A 19,499-nucleotide genomic window follows, 5' to 3' on the forward strand; every position below is an offset into this window, starting at 1 on the left:
GGTATGCTGCTCCCGCTCACTCGGGAACCAGCTCATAATAAGTCCCGTATTTAGGCCCATCGGTGAAAAAAACACGGATGAAGTCGTCCTTGCCGACCTCAATCGGCGGGAGCTGGTTGCGCCCGGGAGCGAAGTCCTGGACGAACGGGAACCTTGCACCGTCCTCCTTGGAGGATGGATGCGCATCCCGCTTTTTGACGTAGCAGAGCACTTCCTTCGGCACCGGCACCTCGGCAGTGATCGTCATCTGCACGGTTTTCAGCTTACTGAACAACCCTTTTTTGTGCTGGACCGCGTAGTAGATCCTCGCTTTGCCCGCGCTGACAAGCGCCCGGTTCCCGCCATCCTGCTGGCGGACCAGCAGCGTCTCCCCATTCTCACTGAGCCGTACGTAAATGGTATAAGCCACCATCCCGATCTCGTCCAGCCGGTCCCGGTACCCGTTATTCGCTTTGTATTCTTCACGCGTGTAGAGCTTCATGCCCGGAGGCGGATGCTCATGACTGTCCGGCGCCTCCGCAGAGGCCTTATGAATATACACCGCCTGTACACCGTCCGGCCAGCGCCAGCGCAGCGTACAGAACCGGTCCTCCACTCTGGATACAACTTCGGTAATCACCGGTGCTCCAGCGTCTGCCTCGGCGTACTTCATGGCAACCTTCCCCTTTCCCTGCATCTGGCTTTAGAACCCTTTACTGCCGCGGTTACGGCGGGGTGAATGAATACTGTCCGCAGGCGCATTAGCAGCCCCCGCAGCTCTTCCCCGGCGCGACAAGCGCCCTTCCCCTACAGGCACGATATATGTGAACAAGGTGAGAATAGCCGCCAGAACGAGCAGCGCCAGCAGCCGGGTCATAGGGTCCCAGAGCGTGTCGCCGTTCAGGCCGGATTCCAGAATCAGCCCCGCAATAAGTCCCGATACCGCGCCCCCGATGCTGAAGCTCCGGGCCAGATGGCGGTTATCGAACACAATGCCAAGGCCCAGACCCAGCGCCGTGCCGAGCAGCATCAATGCAAGCACACGCACCACAGCATAATAAGGGCTGTCCGCCGTCTGGTCGCTGCGCTCGGTCAGCAGTGTCCGGTCGCCCAGACGGTCATAAATCTGCTGGAATACATCGCCCAGCCGGTTCGCATCGGCCACATCATAATACTGTCCGCCGGTGCTGCTGGCGATATTCTGGAGCAGACTTGCGCCGGACGGATCATCCAGGGCCAGCCCGATCGTATTTACTTTAATTCCCCGGGCCACATAGTCTGTCAGCTCCGTTGCGGTATTGAACTGGCTGACACCGTCGGATAAAAGAATAACCATCGCCCCGCGGTCCGCGCCGTCTTCATGAATCACCTTCATCGCTTCGGCCAGCGCGCCGCTGATATTCGTTCCGCCTTCGGTCGTCTTCAGGCTGCTGATGACCTCCATGACCTTCTCGCGGTTCGCCGCTTTGGAGAGCGGGAGCAGCGGCTGGACGACGGAAGCCTTGTTGCTGAAGGTGACTACAGCGACTTTGTTGTCTTTTTTGAGCTGCTGCACCAGATTCTTGGCCGCCGCGTAGCGCCGGTCTGACGGGTCGCTCTGCGACATGCTGCCGGAATCGTCAATCACCATGACGACATTCTTAACCGGCTTGCTGCCGCCGAAGTTCAGCTCATACACGAACTCGGTCAGCGTGCCCACGCCAAGCAGCAGCACGACCATGAGCGGGAACATTTTCCATGAGGTGCCCAGATAACGCAGCTTCCAGGACTGTCCGTTCAGCCTCGGTGAGATCGTCTCTGCGACCAGAGCGCCTATTCCAACACATAAGGCCACAATGGCAAAATAAATACCGACCAGCACCATCTGAGGTAAATCATACGGCCTGCGGTCCAGCAGCAGCTCACCGAGCACAAACGCTACACCCGCGCCGAGCAGACTGAACAGCAGCAGGAGCAGATTGATTTTTCGCTGCATTGCATTTCATCCTTTCCGGGAAAAGCTTGATCATCACACGCTTCCCCATTCCATTCTATTGCACATCCGGCAGTGGAATGAATGAGAATTGTCCTACAGATGCACTTGTGCTCCTCATTTGGTGGGTTAGCGCGCTTTGGCTGAATTTAGGTGCACTAATGCTCTTCATTTGGTGGTTTGGCCAACTTTCGCTAAATTCAGGTGCACTATTGCTCCTCATTTGGTGATTTAGCACACGTTCGGCGAATTCAGGGGCACTTTTGCCCCTCATTTGCTCGTTTAGCATGCGTCCGGCGAATTCAGGGGCACTTTTGCCCCTCATTTGCTCGTTTAGCGCGCGCCCGGCGAACTCAGGAGCACTTTTGCCTACACTCACCAGCATCAGAGGGATTTATCCCTCTCTTTCCGCCATCCGGCCTACTTTCAGCAGCATTAAAGGGATTTATCCCTCTCCTTCCGCCATCCGGCCTACTTTCAGCAGCATTAAAGGGATTTATCCCTCTCTTTCCCGCCATCCGGCCCACTTTCAGCAACAGTAAAGGGATTTATCCCTCTCGTTCCTCCATCCGGCCCACTTTCAGCAGCCCATGGTCAGCCGCCGAACTCATGTGGACTATAGATCCAGCGGCTATAGCAGCCTGACCATGAATGATATTTTGTCATAGCACTCTATCATCTCATCTCCGCTCATCTGCCCAGCACAGCACTCATCCCGTCTCCGCTCATCAGCACTAATCACATCTGATCGCCACTTATCTCATCTCCGGCAGCAGTTCTTCTTCCAGACCGTGGAGCTGGTATCCGTTGCCGGCATAAGTCTCGTAATAGACCTTACCGTTGCGGTAGTAGAGCAGGTCTTCCAAGTGGAAGCCGCCCATCAGATTCAGCTTCTCCACGCCGCTGCGGCGCTGCTCATGGACGAAGCCGAGCCGGTAGATGCGGGTGGTCTCGTCTGCACTGAAGGCATAACGCAAGAATTCGGAGGAGCTGTCGCCGAAGAAGTACTTCTCCTCATGCCGGTGCTCCTGCGTATACTCGAACAGGCGGACATTCATTGCCGCCTCCTCCTCCAGACTGCGGTAGAGCTGCTTGAACAGCTCCTCCTTGGAGACGATGTCCCGGTTCTCGTAAGCGGCTGCAACATTGGCGCGCCGCAGCAGCTCCTCCTCGAACGGAAGCGTGAACGGCCCCGCCGTCAGCAGCTCCCGGCGGCACAGCTCGATTAGCCGCTCGGCCACCGCCTGGCCGCCTCCGTTCACCAGCAGCCCGGAGAGACTGCCCAGGAACCGCTCGCTGAAGAAGATTCCCGCGCCGCGCCGAGTCTCAATATCCTTCATCACCTCATCCGTCACACTGCGGTAATACTCCATGATGTTCTGATCCACCGTCTCCTTGCTGCGGCCGATGCTAGCGAGGGCCACGTTGTGCAGCTCCTCCTCCAATGCGTCCATCGCCGCAACCTTCGTTCTGCTGTCTGCGTGCAGCTGCTCCAGTGCAGCGTCATAGCGGAGACAGAGGGCCAGCTCGCTCTCCAGCAGCAGAAGCTCATACTTCTTGCCGTAGACGGACTCGAACAGGTAATGAATGAAATTGCGCACCGTCCGTTTGTCCAGCAGCGGCACCCGCTGGAACGGCTGGCGCTCCACGCTCTCTGCATAGAGACGCTCCAGCTCCTCCTGACCGGAGAGCAGGGCGGAACGCAGGCCGCCCATATGCTGGCGCAAGGCCTGTAGAACGCTGCCTCCCTCCCCTGTCTTCTCACTGGTCCATTCCGCCAGCTGGTAGAAGGTGACCGGGGAGGCTCCTGCTTCCCCGGCAGCCAGTACTCCGGCCCACTCCCGGGCCGGGTCGATGCCCGCCGCCCTTCTCACTGACACCTCCGCAAAATTACTGCGGAAGTAAGCCTGCGCCCCTTCCCCAAAGAGCAGCTCCTCAGCCTCGCGCAGCGAGAGCATCCGAAGCTGTGAATAGGACGGACGTCCATGGCTCATCAGCCCGGTCATCTCGGCAAGAGCGGACTGCTCCGGCAGCAATTCCGCCGCGCGGTCCCGCAGGGTATCCGCTCCAAGGCCAAGCATCGCCTGCCGCTCCTTCAGACTCCGGGGTTGGCCTGCACGCAGCCGCCCGGCCAGATAATGCAGCGCATGGTACAGCACCGCCAGCGCAATCTGGCGGTTCGGCCGCCGCACCGCCGAGAAGCCGGCAGACGCGTAGCCTTGTCTGCCTGTGCTGCCGCGGATGCCGCTTTTGAACGTCATATTATTGTAGCCGCCATGCCCCGAGGCCTGGTCGGCCGCAGGCCGGACCCGGTTCTTCAGCAGGCTGATGTGGGCGATAATCTCGTAATTGTCGTCCATGCCATGGACCGACATCAGTCCGCGCTCGTTCTTGTCGGAGAGCAGATAGACCAGATCGAACAGCGGAGAAGGGCCATGCGTCACGGGAATGGACAGCCCCTCCTCCGTCACCAGCAGGGGAGCACTTAAGGCATAATCTGCCGCCTGCATCCCATCCAGCTCACGCAGACAAGCCAGCCCGACCGAGCTGGAATAGCCGAAGTTATCCCCCTGCTCCCGTTCGTTAATCAGCGCGTACAGATCAATCTGTACCGATTTGAACGACTGGCTGAGAATCGCACGGGCCAGCAGCACGATCTCCGGCAACAGCACATTCTGCGGGTCATCGACCCGTGTAATGACAGACAGATGGATGACGTCAAAAGAAGAATACAGCCGCCCGTAATCCGCTATGCTGTTGCTTAACTGACGCAGCGTGCGGTTCATTCCGGCCAAATACTCGCTATCCTCATGAAATTCGCGGTACAGCTCACGCCGGACCGTACGCGGATCACGCCCTGCCGTATCCGGCAGGGTCATGTGCATCACGCGTTCATGGACGCTGCTGTTTCCGCTGCCGATCCGCCCCTTGACTCCCTCCTTCTCCTGCGTACTGCCGCTGCCGTTATGCGAACCGGCATGCAGTGCCATAACGCCGCCTGCATTGTCCCATTTGCGCTGGCAGCGTTCCAGCACGGGGCTGATGGCCGGGGTCACCTTATCGCCCAGGAACAGGAACAGTGCAGGGTAATGGATACTGCTGCGCCCATCCCCCTTATGATGTTGTGCTTCCTCCTGGGCAGCGTATTGCTCCGCATATTGTAAGGCCTGATCTCTGATCATAGGCCTACTTCAGCTTTCTGCGGATGCTGCCAAGCTTGCCGGTCAGGCTCTTGTAGAAGCCGTACATTTCATCTCCGTTGGCATGCTCTACCCGCTCATATTCCAGAGCGTCACGCGCTTCCAGGAATGAGACATACATTCCTTCCAGCTTATACAGCAGCGGAGTTACATCTTCAGCTGCGGTCATTTCTCCGGCCCGGCGCGCTGCCTTGCGGAGCAGGAGACTGCGGCTTTTTTCATCCAGCTCACGGAAATGGCGGTAGACGGCATACTCCACATAGCTGCGTTCCTTCATCAGATTCGCGAACGGCTCCCAGGCATCCTCGTCCTCGTCGCGATCGTAGACATAGAGCGCACCTTTTTTGGTGATGGTATCGGTGTATAGCGCTTCGATGAACTGGTCCAGCCATTTGTCTTCATCCAGATGCTGATGCACCAGTGCTTCCAATTCCGCAGATTTGGCTGCCAGCGCATCGTATTTCGCCAGCTCCTCACGGACACGGGCAATGAGCTGCGGGGAACGGATCAGGTTCTCCTGGGCCAGCTCCAGATTAATGCTGCCGAAGATATCCTTCACGGCTTCGCGTTCAAGACCTCCTGTGCGGAGCGCTTTGAGCTCCTCAGCAGCCTTGCGTACTTCACCAAGATTCGGGCGCGGCGCATCCAACTGCAGATCATAAGCGCCCAGCAGCTTGCCCAGATCCAGCGGCTTCGTGAAAATTACGGAGAAGCGGCTGCTCGTGTTCTCATCTACACCCTTCTCGATAATCACACCAGACTCCAGCGCCCGGCCGAAATCTGCCCGCACTCTGGCATTGTACTCACGAACCCGTGGATTCGCATACGTATCACCCCAAGACTTCTCCGGGATCGGCGAAGGCAGATAGGTCCAGTTGTCCTTATCGGTCATCACCAGATGGCGGCCGATGCCTTCCTTGTCAAGAATGGTCCGCTCGTAGTTCTCCTCGTACACCCGCAGCGGCGTATATACGAACAGCGGCACCCCGTTGCGTGTATTCAGCCAGAAAATCCGGTTCTTGACCTCGCTCTCCTTGATCGTGAACTGCGATTTGCCCAGCGCATTGTTCTGATAATTCCGCACACCCTTCAGAATCCCCGGCGCCTTCACCGGCACAGAGACGAAGCCCCAGGATGGGAAGTGCAGACTGCCCGAACTGTTGCTGAGGTGGAAAATCGGCACCGCATCCTCATCCAGACGTCCGGCAATGATCCGCTCCACGAACTTATCCAGCGGCTCCTCACGCCCGTATTTCATCACCAGGAAGTCCTCCATTGAACGGGTAATGAGGTCCCCGAACTTGTCGCTGAGGAACTCGGATATGGAGCGGACAATATCAATCTCCTGCTCTCTAACCCAGCGCCCGGAATGCTTCAGCATCTCGCGTGTGAAGTCACGGATCAGATCATCGCCGTCCTTCTGGTCCATGATTTTGGAGATGGTCGCCGAGATATCCGGCACATTGACGATATTCCAGTAGTAGGTTTTGTTGCCCTTGTGGTCTGCCTGCTCTTCGCCGTTAATCAGAATATCGCCGTTCTTCTCGAAGATCGAGCTGAGCGCGGTCAGAATCTCGGTGAACACACCGTAGATCCGGCTGTTCTCTTCATTCAGCAGCTCATACAGATCTTCATAGAACTGGATCATCTGTTCGGTGCGCTCCACATCGGCATGCAGCCAGTATTCATTGATTTTGGCTTCAATATAGGCGTTCTTCTTCTTCTCCTTGGACACAAAAGCGCTTCGCGCATCGCCCAGCTTATCCTCTGCACTCTCCTGTGCGGTCTCAATATCACGCGGCAGGCGCAAGAGACTCTCGCGCAGCGCTTCAATATAAGACTGGATCAGCTTCAGGATGCAGAAGCCCTTCTCTGTGTACAGCAGCCGCGACACATAGAACGGCCCCTGCTCAGGATGCAGGAAGATGCGCTCCAGCTCTTCGCCGAAGCGTCCGGCAATCTCGCCGGGAAGCTGCTTCTTGGATTTGATATATTCCTCACGCGCACGGGCCAGGAAGTTCTGCTCCAGCTCCGTATCCATGCTGACGACCTGATTCTTGACCACGTTCGCATGGCTGAGACGCTCGCTGTTCTGATAGCCCGGCAGCGGCTCCGGCACACGGGACTCGAACGTTTTGATCATCGTATCGAGATCAATGCCGAGCTTGCGCGCCATCTTCTCCACATCCTCCTGATTCGGGGCGTGATGGAACATCTTGTCCATTTTGTCGAAGAGGCGGTAGGCCAGGTATGTTGTCATTTCCTCAATCGGCAGCACGGCCGAGGATGCCCCGATAATGTTGTATTCATAGTTGGCAGGATAAGTCTTGTTCATCTGGGCAATGTTCGTGCGGATGTTGCTGATATAGTCATGGATGGCGAATTCCTCGCCGGAGGCCTTCTCTTCACTGGCCATGAAGTTGGTGATGTTCTCAGCCGTCACGTTCATGCAGTAATCGTAGGCATTCTCCAGCAGCTTGCCCTCCGTATTGGTTGCGGAGATGAGATGACAGAGATTGAACGGCGGGAGCGGCGAGTTAACGCTCAGAATATTGCCGTACTTCTGGCGGAAGCGTTCGCCCCGGCTGTCCACGTTCATCCAGTAGTCCAGCTCTTTGAGCGCGGCATACCCGTTCTTGCGGATATACTCGCGGGTATGCTCACTGAGGCTCTTGTTCGACAGATTGACGTCCGGTGTGAACAGATAGCCCAGCGTATTGACACGGTCTATCCCGGCTGCGCCGTAGTCACGTTCAATGATGCCGCGCACGATGTAGGCTATATCCAGAAACGCCCCGCTGCCTGTGCCGCCGGACAGACCGGTAAGCAGGAAGACCATGAGCTTCTTGCTGGTGCCGACAGACAGCGTCTTGATCTTCTTGTCGATGGCGGCAACCACCTGGTTGATCTTCGTGAACAGCAGCAGGCGTCCGGCCTGGCGCACCCCGGCAGCTCCGTTCATGCCGTCTGTGATGCTCAGCTCCGGCGACAGCCAGTCTGTAATGTAAGAATCCAGGATGCTGCGGTTCTGCAGCAGTCCGCCGATCTCTGCATTGGCCAGCAGCACGAATTCATTCTGCGGGTCGAGGCCGATGCCCTTGTATTTTTTGCCGCGGTCCTGTTCATTGGTCTCGAACGCCAGGAATTCCACGTTATCGGGCTTATCCCGCTTCTTCTTGGACAACGGATCTTCAGGCAGCTTGAAGCGGCGGTTAATCTGGTATTTGAGCCGCAGCAGGGCATCAATGCCCGTGCCGCCAAGCCCGATAATGAGGATCGGGTTATCGATGGTATCCACTCTGATCTTGTCGCTGACGATCCCTCCGCCAAGCGATACATCCAGCTGTTGAATATGTTCTCTTACTACCGGTTTCATAGGTTTTCCCCCAAAAGTTGTGATAGCCTACGCATCCCGAATCACTTCGCATGATTGCTTTGGGAGCGTACGCTTAGCCTGCTTATCAGATCAGATATTCCAGAGAAATCGTCTTGTCTACCGTCTGCAGAGAGACCGTCACCCGGTCCCCGCTCTTCATCTCCAGGCCCCGCGAGGTATCAGCAGCACGCCCTGAGCGTTCTACAGTAATGCCCTCGCCGCTGCGCAGCAGCAGGCGGTCATTCGTTCCCGGCGTGAAGACCAGCTTCTCGCTCTCCTTCAGCTCCGGGGCCAGCTGCAGCAGCTGATGAAGCGTGAACTTGCCGCGGAAGCCGGAGAGCTTCTTGTACTGCGGATAGGTTTTCTCCCCGGTATTGGTATCCAGCACCTCCACCACCATCTGTCCGACGAACCCTCTGTTTGCCTTACTCCGCAGCAGCCAGAATGCGGCAGCCGCAGCCAGCAGCAGCACAATGCCGCCGATGATATAGTACAGCGTGTTCGAGGTCTCTTCAGCGGCTGGCTCTTCGCCCGCAGGAGTGCCTGCTGACGGCGGGGTGGTCGCCACCGTTCCGGTCTTGGCATTGATGGTCAGCACATCGCTCTCCCGATAGAAGCTGCTCTCTTCGGCCCGGACCTTCAGTTCGTATTCATGATTATCCTTGATTTCAAAAGCACCCTTGAACTCGGCACCCGAGTTATCCAGCGGAATCTCCTGCACCTGGCCGGTGTCCTTATCTGTAGCCAGCAGCACAGCCTTCATCTCCTGATACAGGCTGCCTTCCGTTACCTCCGCCCCGTTGCTGTACAGATGGGAAGAGATCTCAACCTTGTCGCCTTTGCCGTAAGACTTGGCGGGCAGGGCATCCAGCTTCAGCTCCAGATCGTAGTTGAATACCAGATTAATATCGATCTTATCCTTCGGCACGCCCTTGACCTGGAGCTTCCAGTCCCCCTGCTCCGGCGAGAGCAGCTTGATCAGGGTGTAGGTGGACGACTTCGACAGCAGCACCTTATCCGAGGGAATAGCAACTTCCTTGCCGGAAGGATCGCTCAGCTTCGCCGTCACCGGCTTCGAGGACATAATGGAGATATTCGCTTCCAGCACACTGCTGTTCGGCACGTTCACCGTTACGTCCTGATAATCGCCGTTTGCCGTAATGGATGGCACCGGCACCACCTTCAGCTTCAAATGGCTGGCAAAAATCTCGCTGAGAATCTGCGGCAGATCATCGGCGGAATTGGTAGTGAATGCCTTACCGCCTGTCTCACTGGACAGCCCGGCCAGAATATTCTTGTTCAGCTTGCCGTCTGCATTCAGCCCTATGGTATATACGGGATACCCCTTCTGCTTGGCAGCCTCTACTGCCGCCTTCAGCTCCTTGTCGGAATCGGACTGCTTCCGGCCGCTGGCTTCATTCAGGTCATTGTTGCCGTCCGCCAGCATGACGATCATTGGCTCATGGCCGGGATCGCTGCCGTTCTCCAGCACCTTTACCGCCTCTTCCATCCCGACCGCAAGGTCCGTGTAGGGTCCGCGGCTAAGCCCGTCGATGAAATTCTTCAGATCCTCCTTGTCGCCGGCGGATTTGATGCCGAGCAGCGCCTTCTCGCGCTGCACCTTATCGGTGTAAGCTACAATGCCTACCTTATCGCCTTGAGTGGACAGCATATCTATGAACATCTTCATCGCTTCATTGGCAATCTTGTTCTTGTCGCTCTTGTTCATCGAGTTGCTGACATCGATCAGCAGCACAGCGTCGATATGTGAGGGTGCGGCCGAAGCCGCGCTGGCTCGCGAAGCAGCATATGGAGATACAGTGATGCATAAGATCATAAGCAATACAGGCAATATGCGCTGCAGTCTATTCTTGGCCTTGCTGAAATTACGTTCGTTACGAAGCATAAATAGGGCTCCTCTTGTGTGAAATTAGGCGGATATGGCAGATCCGTAACGCATAGCTAAATTCTGTCAATAGCATGCCATTATGATATAATTAAACCTTGTAAACTTCAACATAGTGACCGCTGGACCGGCACTTCCGCTAGTAACAATCGCCATCCTGAGCCGGATAGACTATTCTAAGTATACGCCGCATTCCTGAATATTTGATTAAAAGACCGTAACCAGAGCAGAAAGGAAGAGTTCCATGATTACATACGCCATACTCGGGATAACGTTTCTCTATGCTGTGATTCAGATCATTCTATATGCTTCCCGCCAGCGGAAGCCGCTCACCCGTGAGGATATCGACGAGCGCCTGCTGGCTGCATTGAACGGAGGAGATACGGCCCGTGAGTAAAAAGAAACCGGTGATCTTCCGTCCCTTCAAGGCTCCCCGTTACGCCTTCGAAAAGCTGCGCATCTGCCGCCGCTGTCACCGTTACACCGCGCTGGGCGAGGAACGCTGCACCCACTGCGGCCGTGCCTCGCTGGCTCCGGTAGAGAAGCATGCTGCTTCCTTAGCCGGGCGCAGGGTACAGACCCGGCTGCTCGTTATTCTCCTGCTGACCCTGGCCGGAATCTATTTCGGACAGAATCTGCTGCAGATGGTATTGTGCGGCGCAGGCGGTCTTGTATTAGCCGGACTGGTCTACTATACGCAGCGAAAAGTTCGGCAGAACGAAAATCTGTATGCGCTGAACAAACTGCTTGGCCGTAATATTATCAGCATCAAGGAAGATCTGGAGCTGAACCGCCAGGAAGCCGTGACGGTACTGCGCGAGAATGATGTGCTCGCTTATGAGAAGCTGCGCGAGATCTCCGTGCTGCTGCGCGGAGACCGGATCTCCCGCCAGCGCGTCGCCCTGCTGCACGGCTTCCAGCTGCGCAAGGACATGACGCTGGAGTTGGAGCAGCTGCTGCTGAAGGACTTCGAGCCGCTGCTGGCTGAATATATCGGCGAGATCGCCAGGGTCCGTCCCGAGCTGATCAAAGACCGCACTCTGCGCTATGTCAAGAATTACGAGGTGCAGATTCTCGAAATGGATGAGGGATTGGTCATTATGACCGCCGTTGCCAGTGCTGCGGTCCGCATGAAGCGATACGCACTGCTCTACTCCGGCATGATCGGCCGCTATGTGCAGGAGCTGCCTAAGGACCGGTTCCTGCGCTTATCCAAACTGATTGCCGCAAATCCCTATGAGCCGTGGAACGGCCTGGATGCCAAGGTGGAGGAGATCCGTGAGCTTAAGTACCGCTGGGACCCTGAAGTATAAGGTTAGAAGCATACTGCCGCTCTAAACCTTATCTATGAAATAAAGGGGCTATATTATATGACGATCATGCGGGCTATAACCCTGCGGAATATTATGATTATTCTGTGTATTTTGATGCTGCTCCCGCTGGGACAGAAGGCGCTGGGGATTAAGAATAAGCTGCAGGATGTACAAGAAGCCGGAAAACTGTACGCTGCCGGGGAGCTTATCGCTGCCGAGAACCGGTACCGCCAAGCAGCGGCCAATCACGCGATTTCCTATAAAGAAGAAGAAATTAATGCAAGACTGGCAGAGCTGGCTCCCATCACGGGCATCCGCAGCAGTCTAAGCAGACTGTCCTTAACACTTGCGGACCAGCTGACTGTGAAGGATTTCGCAGGGATGATGGAGAGCTATGCTTCACTGCTCAGCCTGAAGAGAAAGTATATGACGCCGGGCGGTCCCTATGAAGCCTATTATCGCCAGCTCTCGGCGGATTCAGGCGTCTCAGACAAGATGACCGCCGGGTTCCGGCAGTTCAAGGATGAGTATCTGGCCGGACTTGCCGCAGGTTCGTCTAAGGAGTCAGATTCGGGGACGGGCAGCGGCAGTACGGACAGTCTCAAATGGAGCCTGTTGCAGATTCCGGCAGACTATTACGGGGGAGCCGCCGCCAAGGATAAGCTGCTCGCTGCGAGCTTCAAGGCTCATGATACCGCGAGGCTCAAGGCTCTGGCCGCAGCCGGAAGCTTCGGGCCTATGCTGGAGAGCGCCCTCTCTATGGAAGAAGCTTATAAGAATCATAGTTATACCGCGCCCTGGCTTAACAAGCAGGTTCAGGAGAGCGCTTCGCTCATCCTGAACAAGGATCTGGACGGTGACAACACCGCAGCCTTCGCCGGACATGCCGCCCGCTACCGCAGCTATGCGGCATCCGCCGGCATCACCAGTTCCAAGGCGCTGAAGCTGATCGATAACAGCATTGCCCGGCTGCTCCGCGAGGGCACGCGCCATGTGCGCGGCGGCCAGTATGCGGATGCCATCAGGCTCTATGCGGAGCTGGCTCCAGTGCAGGATACCTCCAAGGAGACCGCTGCCGCAACGCTGGCCTGGAACCTGGCCGAGCCGCTCCGGCTGCTGCCGGGCGGCGAAGTGCAGGGCAGCTACTCCCTTACAGCCTCCGTCACTGATAAGTACGGTGCCAAGGTGGCCGTAGCCGGAGTAGACACTGGCGGCAAGCTGGTCTACGCCGAGATGAGCGGGGACGGCACGGTCTCCACCCGGACCGGGGAGGTGATCCCGGGTTCGGGGATGCTGAGCGCTCTTTCTTTTGACGAAGCGTTGTCTGCTTACTCCGAAGTTCCAGTAGTTGTAGCTAACAGCGGTGAGACTGACGGACGCAGCACCTTCACAGGCTATGCCATCCGGCCGGAGGGAATCTCCCTGCTGTTCAGCTTCACAGGCAGCAGCTATGAGCTGATGGCGGAGGATGGCTCCATCCGCGTAATGAACACCGATCTGGCCGATGGTGCCGCCGGCAGGACGGCTATCTTCCGCCAGGTGAACGGGATATATGAATTCTCGGAACTCTATCAGGAGTTCACTTACACGCCTATAGATGCTACACAACTTGAGCTGTTTCCTTATGAGAAGGTGATGCTGACCTGCGAGATCTCGATTGACGCTGCCGGAAGAGCCGTCGCCCGTTCGAACGGCCGCTATCTGCTGCTTCAAGGCGAGATAAGCCAGATTACCGGACTCACCGCAGTCAGCGGCCAGTTCGAGAATGGATACGGCACGGTGGTGACGGAGCTTGGCGAGGAGTCTGTCCCTGTGTTTGTAGTCGATTCGATGGGGAGCTTAAGCTTGACGCCGCCTTGATGTGCGGAAACGGCCCTTCAGTCCGCATGGACCGGAATACCAAAAACGCAAGAGCCACACGGTACGGATGCCGCATGACTCTTGCGTTTTCTTTTGGCGCGTGGAATATGTCCCAGCACAAGTGGGGTGTAGATTACAAACGGAGGGCCTTGGCGGTTTGCGGTTTTCTTTTGCGGCTGAACAGTCTTAGATATCGCTTCCTCTTGTACAGCACCTCCGCCGATGCGCTCAGCGTCTCCTTCACCTCACCGAGCACCTCCTGAGTATCCTTGACCGACTTTTTCATCCGCCCAAGCTCCGACTTCACCCCGTCACTCCGCAGCTTTGCCGACTCCACCGTCTCCTGCATATTCGCTTTGAACTCCTCGACCGGAGCCTTCAGTCCATCGACTGACTGCTTCACTCCATCCAGTGACTGCTTCAGCCCATCGATGCTGTTCTTGAATTCCTTCAGCGGGTTACCCATGTTCGTCCCTCCTAAGCTCTCTTTCTCTATATTACCCTGAATGGAGGGATGCGGATTCAGCTTCAGCTCCCACGAATCTCCTCCAGCAGCTCCATGACCTCCGATTCTTCAACCGGAACCGAATAAGAGCCGTCTGCGAAAAGCTTCATCCTCCCGATACCGTCCTGGAAGACGAAGCGGATGCGGCCGCTGCGCACTTTTTTGTCCGTGTACATCTTGTTCACTAACGCCCGGTTTGAAATGTACTCCGGAAGCTCTGTTGGCAGACCCGCCTTCTTCAGCAAAGCCACTACCCGGTTAGCCTCTTCCTCCGTCATATAACCAAACTTCACACCCAGCTTCGCCTGGATGACCAGCCCCACGGCAACGGCTTCACCATGCAGCAAGCGGTAACCGCTGAGCGCCTCAAGCGCCCGGCCTGCCGTATGCCCCAGATTCAGAATCTGCCGCAGATTATGCTCATGCTCGTCCTGCTCCACCACTTCATATTTGATCCGGCAATTCGTCAGCGCAATATGCTCGCACACCTGGGCATCGAGGATCAGCTCCCCTTGCTCCGTAATGATTCTGTCCATGTTCGCTTCCAGGTAACCGAAGAACTGCTCATCGCCCAGACAGGCATGCTTGATGGTCTCGGCCAGACCGCTTCTGAACTCACGGGACGGAAGTGTGCGCCAGGCAGCCAAGTCTATGTATACTTTACGGGGCTGGTGAAATACGCCGATCAGGTTGGTGGCGACGGGTGTGTTCACGCCTGTTTTGCCGCCAACGGAGGCATCTGCTGCTGCCAGCAAGGTGGTAGCATAATTCAGAGAAGGTACTCCCCGGCCAAAGGTTCCTGCCAAAAAGCCCGCCAGATCCGTCACCGCTCCGCCCCCCACCGCAATGATGCAGCAATCCCTTCCATAAGCATGGCTTAGCAATTGGTCCTCCAGTATTGCCTTCGTCTCCCGGGTCTTCGAGCCCTCTCCCGCCGGAAAGGAGAACAATTCCGCCTGGAATCCCTCGCGCTGCAGCAGCTCCAGTAAGGGACGGCCATATAACGGCTCCACCGTAGAGTCTGTGATAATAGCAAATTTACTAATCCCCGTAAGCAGCCCCTGCTGCAAATCGCGAACTAATGAGGCAAACAGATGCTCACCGATTTCAATAGAGTAAGAGTGGTCGACTACTTTTTGGAGTGTTACTTCAAAGCTCTTGGACATGGGTTTAGCCCCTTTCTCTATAAGACTATTGCTTGTAGATTTCATTTTCGGATCATTGTCTGGTAGACGAACTTCGGCAGCGCAGATTGTCTGCGCCAGCGTGACTTCTGGCCTTTGGCGACGGGTGAGAACAACAGTCTGTGCGCCCACTCCAGATTCATTTTTTTCCAGATGGCCGGTGCCGGTCGTACTTTCCCGGAGATCACATCCAGACTTCCGCCCACGCCAAAAACAAGCTTAATCCTCTGTAATTCTTCCTTGTGCTTATACAGCCATTTATCTGAGTACGGAGCACCCAGGGCAAGAATGAGCACATCCGGCTTGGACTGCTGAATACTGGCGATAATCCCTGGCTCTTCGTCAGGTGCAAAGAACCCGTGATGCCTCCCGGCAATCTTCACCTGCGGATAGCGCAGATTAATCTGCTCCACCGCCAGTCTGCTAGTAGACTCATCTGTACCCAGAAAATAAAAACTCCAGCCCCGTTCATTTCCCTTCGCAAGTAAACTCAGCAGCAGATCGTAGCCGGTCACCCGCTCCGCAATAGGATTGCCTTGTCTTCGCGCCGCCATCACAATGCCGATCCCGTCAGGGACAATCAGATCTGCCGAGTCGATGATCTCCTGCAGCTGTTCGTCCGTTTGACTCGCCAGGGTAATCTCCGGATTCGCCGTAATGAGATGAAACAGCCCTCCCTGCCCGTCCATGATCTGCTCGTCCAGCAGCGAAGTCGTCTGTTCCAGCGTCAATTTGGAGAAGGGGACTCCCAGAATACACACCTTGTCCTTCATCTTTTCACCTCTCCCATTTATCTAACTCCATTTAATCCTCTAAGTACTTCCACCATTCCACCAGCCAAGGCTCATCTACGCCGCGTAGGCGGAATTCCTCCAGCAGCACCTGACGGACCCGCTTCTCCATCTTCACAAAGCTGTTATCTTCCTGGTACATTGGCGCGTAGGACAGATCTTCTGATAGGTAGAGCCGGAAGTCCTTCATACAGTCAAGCACCCTTTTCCCTACTGGAAGCTGCTCTGCTACCTGTACAAGCCATTTGTCATACGGGTACGGGTAGCCCTCCACCGTGATGGCACAGCGTAAGGCCTGTTTGAACACCTCCACCGCCTGAAAAAGAATCGGAAAAGCGTCTCCCCGGCGCACGGGATTATCCAGGCTTTTGGCAGCACTCCGAAGGTCTATGTAGGTCTTCTTCCGCAGGCTCATCAGAAGATCTGAAGACAGCGGAACCGCTTTCGCGAACAACGCTTTCAGGTCCAGCGGATCATGATAGAGACAGGAGACGGATGCATTCCACAGCCAGTCCAGTTGCCCCTTCCCCAGAGCCTGCTCCAGCTCCGATAATGTGAGCAGGGTGTAATGTCCTGTTTTGCCGCTGGGCAGATGCACATCGACAAATAAGCTGCTGCTCTCCGGGATCAGCCCTGCCCGTTCAAACCGGCTCGTAATCGGCTCATATTGTTCATTCCGGCAGACCAGAATCAGATCGATATCCGAGCTGTCGTCCACAATCCCCAAGGCCGTTGATCCATCAAGCAGGATGCTGATATGCCCGCAATCTTCCGCAAGCAGCGGATGATTCAGAATATGAGTGCTTATATAGCTGGCGATTTCCTGAAGTAATTCGCTGTGCCGCTGCCGGTTGTCCGGCTTCAGCAGCAGATTGGATAGACTTGCCGTCCATAGCACACGCTTCCCTCCTTCTCATAGAATTTCCGCTCCCTGCAACCAACCGCACAGAACGTATTCCCGGAATATTATAACATAATTTAGGAGAGTCACTATCTGGATTGTCTCATAGTGTACATTCGGTTTGCCGCATGATGATGAGAAGGGAGACTGTGATAAGAATGGCAGAGGAAACGATTTATAGCCATGAGGACACGCTGAGGATGCTGGACTCCCTTTTCCGGGACGAGGGGGAGTGGTGGAATGGGTTCTATGCGGATAAGGAGAAGGGCATTCCTTTTTTCCGGGATTGTCCCGATGAGAATCTGGTGGAATCCTTCAGCAGCGGGGTGCTTACCCCGGGCAGGGTGCTTGAGCTAGGCTGCGGAGGCGGCAGAAATGCGGTGTACATGGCGCAGCAGGGCTGTAAGGTAGACGCTGTGGATATCTCTCAGGCAGCGGTCGATTGGGGAATGGAGCGTGCGGCGGCACACCGGGTAGAGGTTAGTTTTACTTGCGGGAATATCTTTGACCTGGAACTGGCGCCCGGGAGCTATGACCTGATCTATGACAGCGGATGCTTCCATCACATCTATCCCCACCGCAGAGCCAGTTATCTGGAGCTGCTGAACCGGACGCTCACGCCCGGCGGTTATTTCGGCTTGACCTGCTTCGCAGCGGGCTCCATGGGTGCAGAGATTACCGATTGGGAGGTCTACCGTCAACGGCGGATGAGAGGTGGATTAGGGTTGACGGAGGAGCAGCTTAAGATGTTCTTCAGCGGGTTCGAGAATGTGAAGTTCCGGCGGATGCGCCAGACGGAGCAGAGTGAGAACCTGTTTGGTGAAGCTTTTCTGTGGACGGCCTTGTTCCGAAAAAGATAAGGAGTAGAGCATCAGAGCTATAACAAACCAGCGCCTACAGGAGCAGTTATTCGGATGCTGTGGGCGCTGGAACTGTGGTAACTGTATTTTGTACAATGGAATGCTGTCAAAAAGGCTACGAAATAGAATCTACTGTATTCGGTGCAATTGAATGTTGAATAAAGGCCATTTTCCGCCCAAAACGCAACATTCCGCTGCACGAAATACAATAGAATCTCATTTCATGGTCAAATATGAGTTTTCTAATGCAGGAAATACAATCAGCTACTTTCAAATCAGCGTAGAAGTCGGCGATGGGTGCAGAATCTGCCTAAGATCATCATTCATGCCCCCATTAAGTCACAAGCGATTAGTTAAGTGCATTCTGTACAACTAAAACGACTGATGTACCATCGAATCGCAGTTTAGCTGTATTCCGTACATCTAAAATACCTCCATGCCCCGGTTCTCGACCACTCGGGTAAATTTAGTTGTACAGACTACAGTTAGGAGAGGAAAGCTTACCATTTCGCGGTTTTTAATTGTACAGAATACACTTATCTCTGAATGTCTCCTCCAAACGCAGATTCACACATTATAGCGTTAACGCAATGAACCAACTTCAATAGTTCACATGCGAAACTCCGCATGTCCTGCACTGCACAACAAACAGGCGGGGCACCCTGTAACCCATGCGCCCCGCCTGTTTGTTGCAGCTTAACTACCTCCGCTTACTCCGCCTATTGCACCCGCTCCGTAAACAGCCGCCCCGCGTAGTCGCTGATCAGCTCACGCATTGCCAGCTTGCGGCTCCATCCCGCTGGAATGCCGCTGAGCCCATAGTATGCCCCGGCAATCTGGCCGTATATGGCACCAGTGGTGTCGGCGTCATTGCCGAGATTCACGGCGAGCAGCGCGCCCTCTGCGAAGCTGTCCGACTTATGGAATGCCCATAATGCCGCTTCCAGCGACTCCACGACATAACCCGAGCCTTGAATCTGCGGCGGCTCCTTCAGCTTGTAGGAGCCTTGCTTGATGTTCAGCGTATGCGGCGTCAGCGAATCTTCATCCAGCCATTCATGGAAAGCCTCCGGCGCCAGCATCTCCTGCTTGCTCCAGCCGTGCAGCCCGGCGAGAATATATGCCGCAAGCAGGCGGCAGGCAGCAAGACACTCGGCGGCCCCGTGCGTGGTTCTTGAGCTCATTGCTGCATAGCGGATCGCCTCAGCGGGCTGCTCCGCGTAGTACATCACCACCGGAGCCAGACGCATAATTGAGCCGTTCCCGGCCGAGAACGGGTCCTCTGAACCGCTGTACGCCTCCCCGCTTGCTTCAAACCGGTGCAGCGCTTCGCGCGTTGCGTTACCGATATCAAAGCACCGGCCGGTGCTGCTGAGTGCTCCTTCGCGGTACCATTTCACATAACGCTGCATCTGATCTGCCGGATCGAAACCCTGCATGGCAAGCAGACTCTCCGCAAGGCTGAGAGCCATGGAGGTATCATCCGTCCACTGACCCGGCTGGAGGGCGAATACCCCGCCGCCGACAATATCTGTCATTGGCTTGAAGGTGCCCGGCGCTTGGAACTCTACAGTTGTTCCCAGTGCATCTCCGGCGGCCAGCCCCTGCAGGCAGCCCTGATAACGGTCCATTGTCAATGTCACTTGGTCTCC

14 protein-coding genes are annotated in these 19,499 nt (G+C 55.8%); 4 read left to right on the plus strand and 10 right to left on the minus strand.

Features of this window, described 5'->3' with window-relative positions; genetic code table 11:
• Window positions 1-16 precede the first annotated feature (16 nt).
• The 5 genes from MKX42_RS29400 to MKX42_RS29420 all read right to left on the minus strand — a co-directional run bounded on the left by MKX42_RS29400 (window position 17) and on the right by MKX42_RS29420 (window position 10,433).
• Window positions 17-652 (minus strand): beta-mannanase, encoded by a 636-nt coding sequence (locus MKX42_RS29400; RefSeq protein ID WP_340756687.1) that lies wholly within the window; start codon window positions 650-652, stop codon window positions 17-19.
• Window positions 653-682: 30 nt separating this feature from the next.
• Window positions 683-1,954 (minus strand): vWA domain-containing protein, encoded by a 1,272-nt coding sequence (locus MKX42_RS29405; RefSeq protein ID WP_340756689.1) that lies wholly within the window; start codon window positions 1,952-1,954, stop codon window positions 683-685.
• A 752-nt stretch (window positions 1,955-2,706) separates the two neighbouring features.
• Window positions 2,707-5,133, minus strand: a complete 2,427-nt coding sequence (locus MKX42_RS29410; RefSeq protein WP_340756691.1) for a transcription initiation factor TFIID — start codon at window positions 5,131-5,133, stop codon at window positions 2,707-2,709.
• A 4-nt stretch (window positions 5,134-5,137) separates the two neighbouring features.
• Window positions 5,138-8,527: a tubulin-like doman-containing protein gene (locus MKX42_RS29415; protein WP_340756693.1), complete on the minus strand. Its 3,390-nt coding sequence runs from the start codon at window positions 8,525-8,527 to the stop codon at window positions 5,138-5,140.
• A gap of 85 nt (window positions 8,528-8,612) precedes the next feature.
• A complete protein-coding gene (locus MKX42_RS29420) occupies window positions 8,613-10,433 on the minus strand; it encodes a vWA domain-containing protein (protein ID WP_340756695.1) in 1,821 nt (606 codons plus the stop codon).
• A gap of 244 nt (window positions 10,434-10,677) precedes the next feature.
• Between MKX42_RS29420 and MKX42_RS29425 the strand changes: the two genes are divergently transcribed.
• From MKX42_RS29425 to MKX42_RS29435, 3 genes are read left to right on the plus strand one after another with little or no spacing between them, the layout of a single operon-like run.
• Window positions 10,678-10,830, plus strand: a complete 153-nt coding sequence (locus tag MKX42_RS29425) for a hypothetical protein (RefSeq protein WP_155991665.1) — start codon at window positions 10,678-10,680, stop codon at window positions 10,828-10,830.
• Window positions 10,823-11,746 (plus strand): hypothetical protein, encoded by a 924-nt coding sequence (locus MKX42_RS29430; RefSeq protein ID WP_340756696.1) that lies wholly within the window; start codon window positions 10,823-10,825, stop codon window positions 11,744-11,746. The genes MKX42_RS29425 and MKX42_RS29430 overlap by 8 nt, the downstream gene beginning before the upstream one ends.
• 57 nt (window positions 11,747-11,803) lie before the next feature.
• The gene (locus MKX42_RS29435) at window positions 11,804-13,606 is read left to right on the plus strand and encodes a hypothetical protein (RefSeq protein ID WP_340756697.1); all 1,803 of its coding nucleotides are present in this window, start codon (window positions 11,804-11,806) and stop codon (window positions 13,604-13,606) included.
• A 133-nt stretch (window positions 13,607-13,739) separates the two neighbouring features.
• Here the strand turns inward: MKX42_RS29435 and MKX42_RS29440 are convergent, their stop codons facing one another.
• The 4 genes from MKX42_RS29440 to MKX42_RS29455 form a co-directional block, all read right to left on the minus strand.
• Entirely contained in the window at window positions 13,740-14,072 is a 333-nt protein-coding gene (locus MKX42_RS29440; protein ID WP_340756699.1) for a hypothetical protein, read from the minus strand.
• Between the two features lie 62 nt (window positions 14,073-14,134).
• Complete coding sequence (gene aroB, locus MKX42_RS29445; RefSeq protein ID WP_340756701.1) at window positions 14,135-15,277, minus strand: 3-dehydroquinate synthase; 1,143 nt, start codon at window positions 15,275-15,277, stop codon at window positions 14,135-14,137.
• A 41-nt stretch (window positions 15,278-15,318) separates the two neighbouring features.
• Entirely contained in the window at window positions 15,319-16,068 is a 750-nt protein-coding gene (locus MKX42_RS29450) for a WecB/TagA/CpsF family glycosyltransferase (protein WP_340756702.1), read from the minus strand.
• Between the two features lie 31 nt (window positions 16,069-16,099).
• Complete coding sequence (locus MKX42_RS29455) at window positions 16,100-16,984, minus strand: hypothetical protein (RefSeq protein WP_340756704.1); 885 nt, start codon at window positions 16,982-16,984, stop codon at window positions 16,100-16,102.
• 161 nt (window positions 16,985-17,145) lie between these two features.
• Here MKX42_RS29455 and MKX42_RS29460 point away from each other — a divergent pair, with 161 nt between their 5' ends.
• The gene (locus tag MKX42_RS29460) at window positions 17,146-17,847 is read left to right on the plus strand and encodes a class I SAM-dependent methyltransferase (protein WP_340756706.1); all 702 of its coding nucleotides are present in this window, start codon (window positions 17,146-17,148) and stop codon (window positions 17,845-17,847) included.
• A 719-nt stretch (window positions 17,848-18,566) separates the two neighbouring features.
• Here MKX42_RS29460 and MKX42_RS29465 read toward each other — a convergent pair.
• Window positions 18,567-19,490 (minus strand): ADP-ribosylglycohydrolase family protein, encoded by a 924-nt coding sequence (locus MKX42_RS29465; RefSeq protein WP_340756708.1) that lies wholly within the window; start codon window positions 19,488-19,490, stop codon window positions 18,567-18,569.
• Between the last annotated feature and the right edge of the window lie 9 nt (window positions 19,491-19,499).

Origin of the sequence: Paenibacillus sp. FSL R7-0204, from assembly GCF_038002225.1 — a bacterium.
In the GTDB taxonomy this organism is placed as follows: domain Bacteria; phylum Bacillota; class Bacilli; order Paenibacillales; family Paenibacillaceae; genus Paenibacillus_AQ.

Coding starts and splice junctions, on each gene's coding strand:
- MKX42_RS29400 (WP_340756687.1), bottom strand. CDS start 652: ATGAAGTACGCCGAGGCAGACGCTGGAGCACCGGTGATTACCGAAGTT.
- MKX42_RS29405 (WP_340756689.1), bottom strand. CDS start 1,954: ATGCAGCGAAAAATCAATCTGCTCCTGCTGCTGTTCAGTCTGCTCGGC.
- MKX42_RS29410 (WP_340756691.1), bottom strand. CDS start 5,133: ATGATCAGAGATCAGGCCTTACAATATGCGGAGCAATACGCTGCCCAG.
- MKX42_RS29415 (WP_340756693.1), bottom strand. CDS start 8,527: ATGAAACCGGTAGTAAGAGAACATATTCAACAGCTGGATGTATCGCTT.
- MKX42_RS29420 (WP_340756695.1), bottom strand. CDS start 10,433: ATGCTTCGTAACGAACGTAATTTCAGCAAGGCCAAGAATAGACTGCAG.
- MKX42_RS29425 (WP_155991665.1), top strand. CDS start 10,678: ATGATTACATACGCCATACTCGGGATAACGTTTCTCTATGCTGTGATT.
- MKX42_RS29435 (WP_340756697.1), top strand. CDS start 11,804: ATGACGATCATGCGGGCTATAACCCTGCGGAATATTATGATTATTCTG.
- MKX42_RS29440 (WP_340756699.1), bottom strand. CDS start 14,072: ATGGGTAACCCGCTGAAGGAATTCAAGAACAGCATCGATGGGCTGAAG.
- aroB (WP_340756701.1), bottom strand. CDS start 15,277: ATGTCCAAGAGCTTTGAAGTAACACTCCAAAAAGTAGTCGACCACTCT.
- MKX42_RS29450 (WP_340756702.1), bottom strand. CDS start 16,068: ATGAAGGACAAGGTGTGTATTCTGGGAGTCCCCTTCTCCAAATTGACG.
- MKX42_RS29460 (WP_340756706.1), top strand. CDS start 17,146: ATGGCAGAGGAAACGATTTATAGCCATGAGGACACGCTGAGGATGCTG.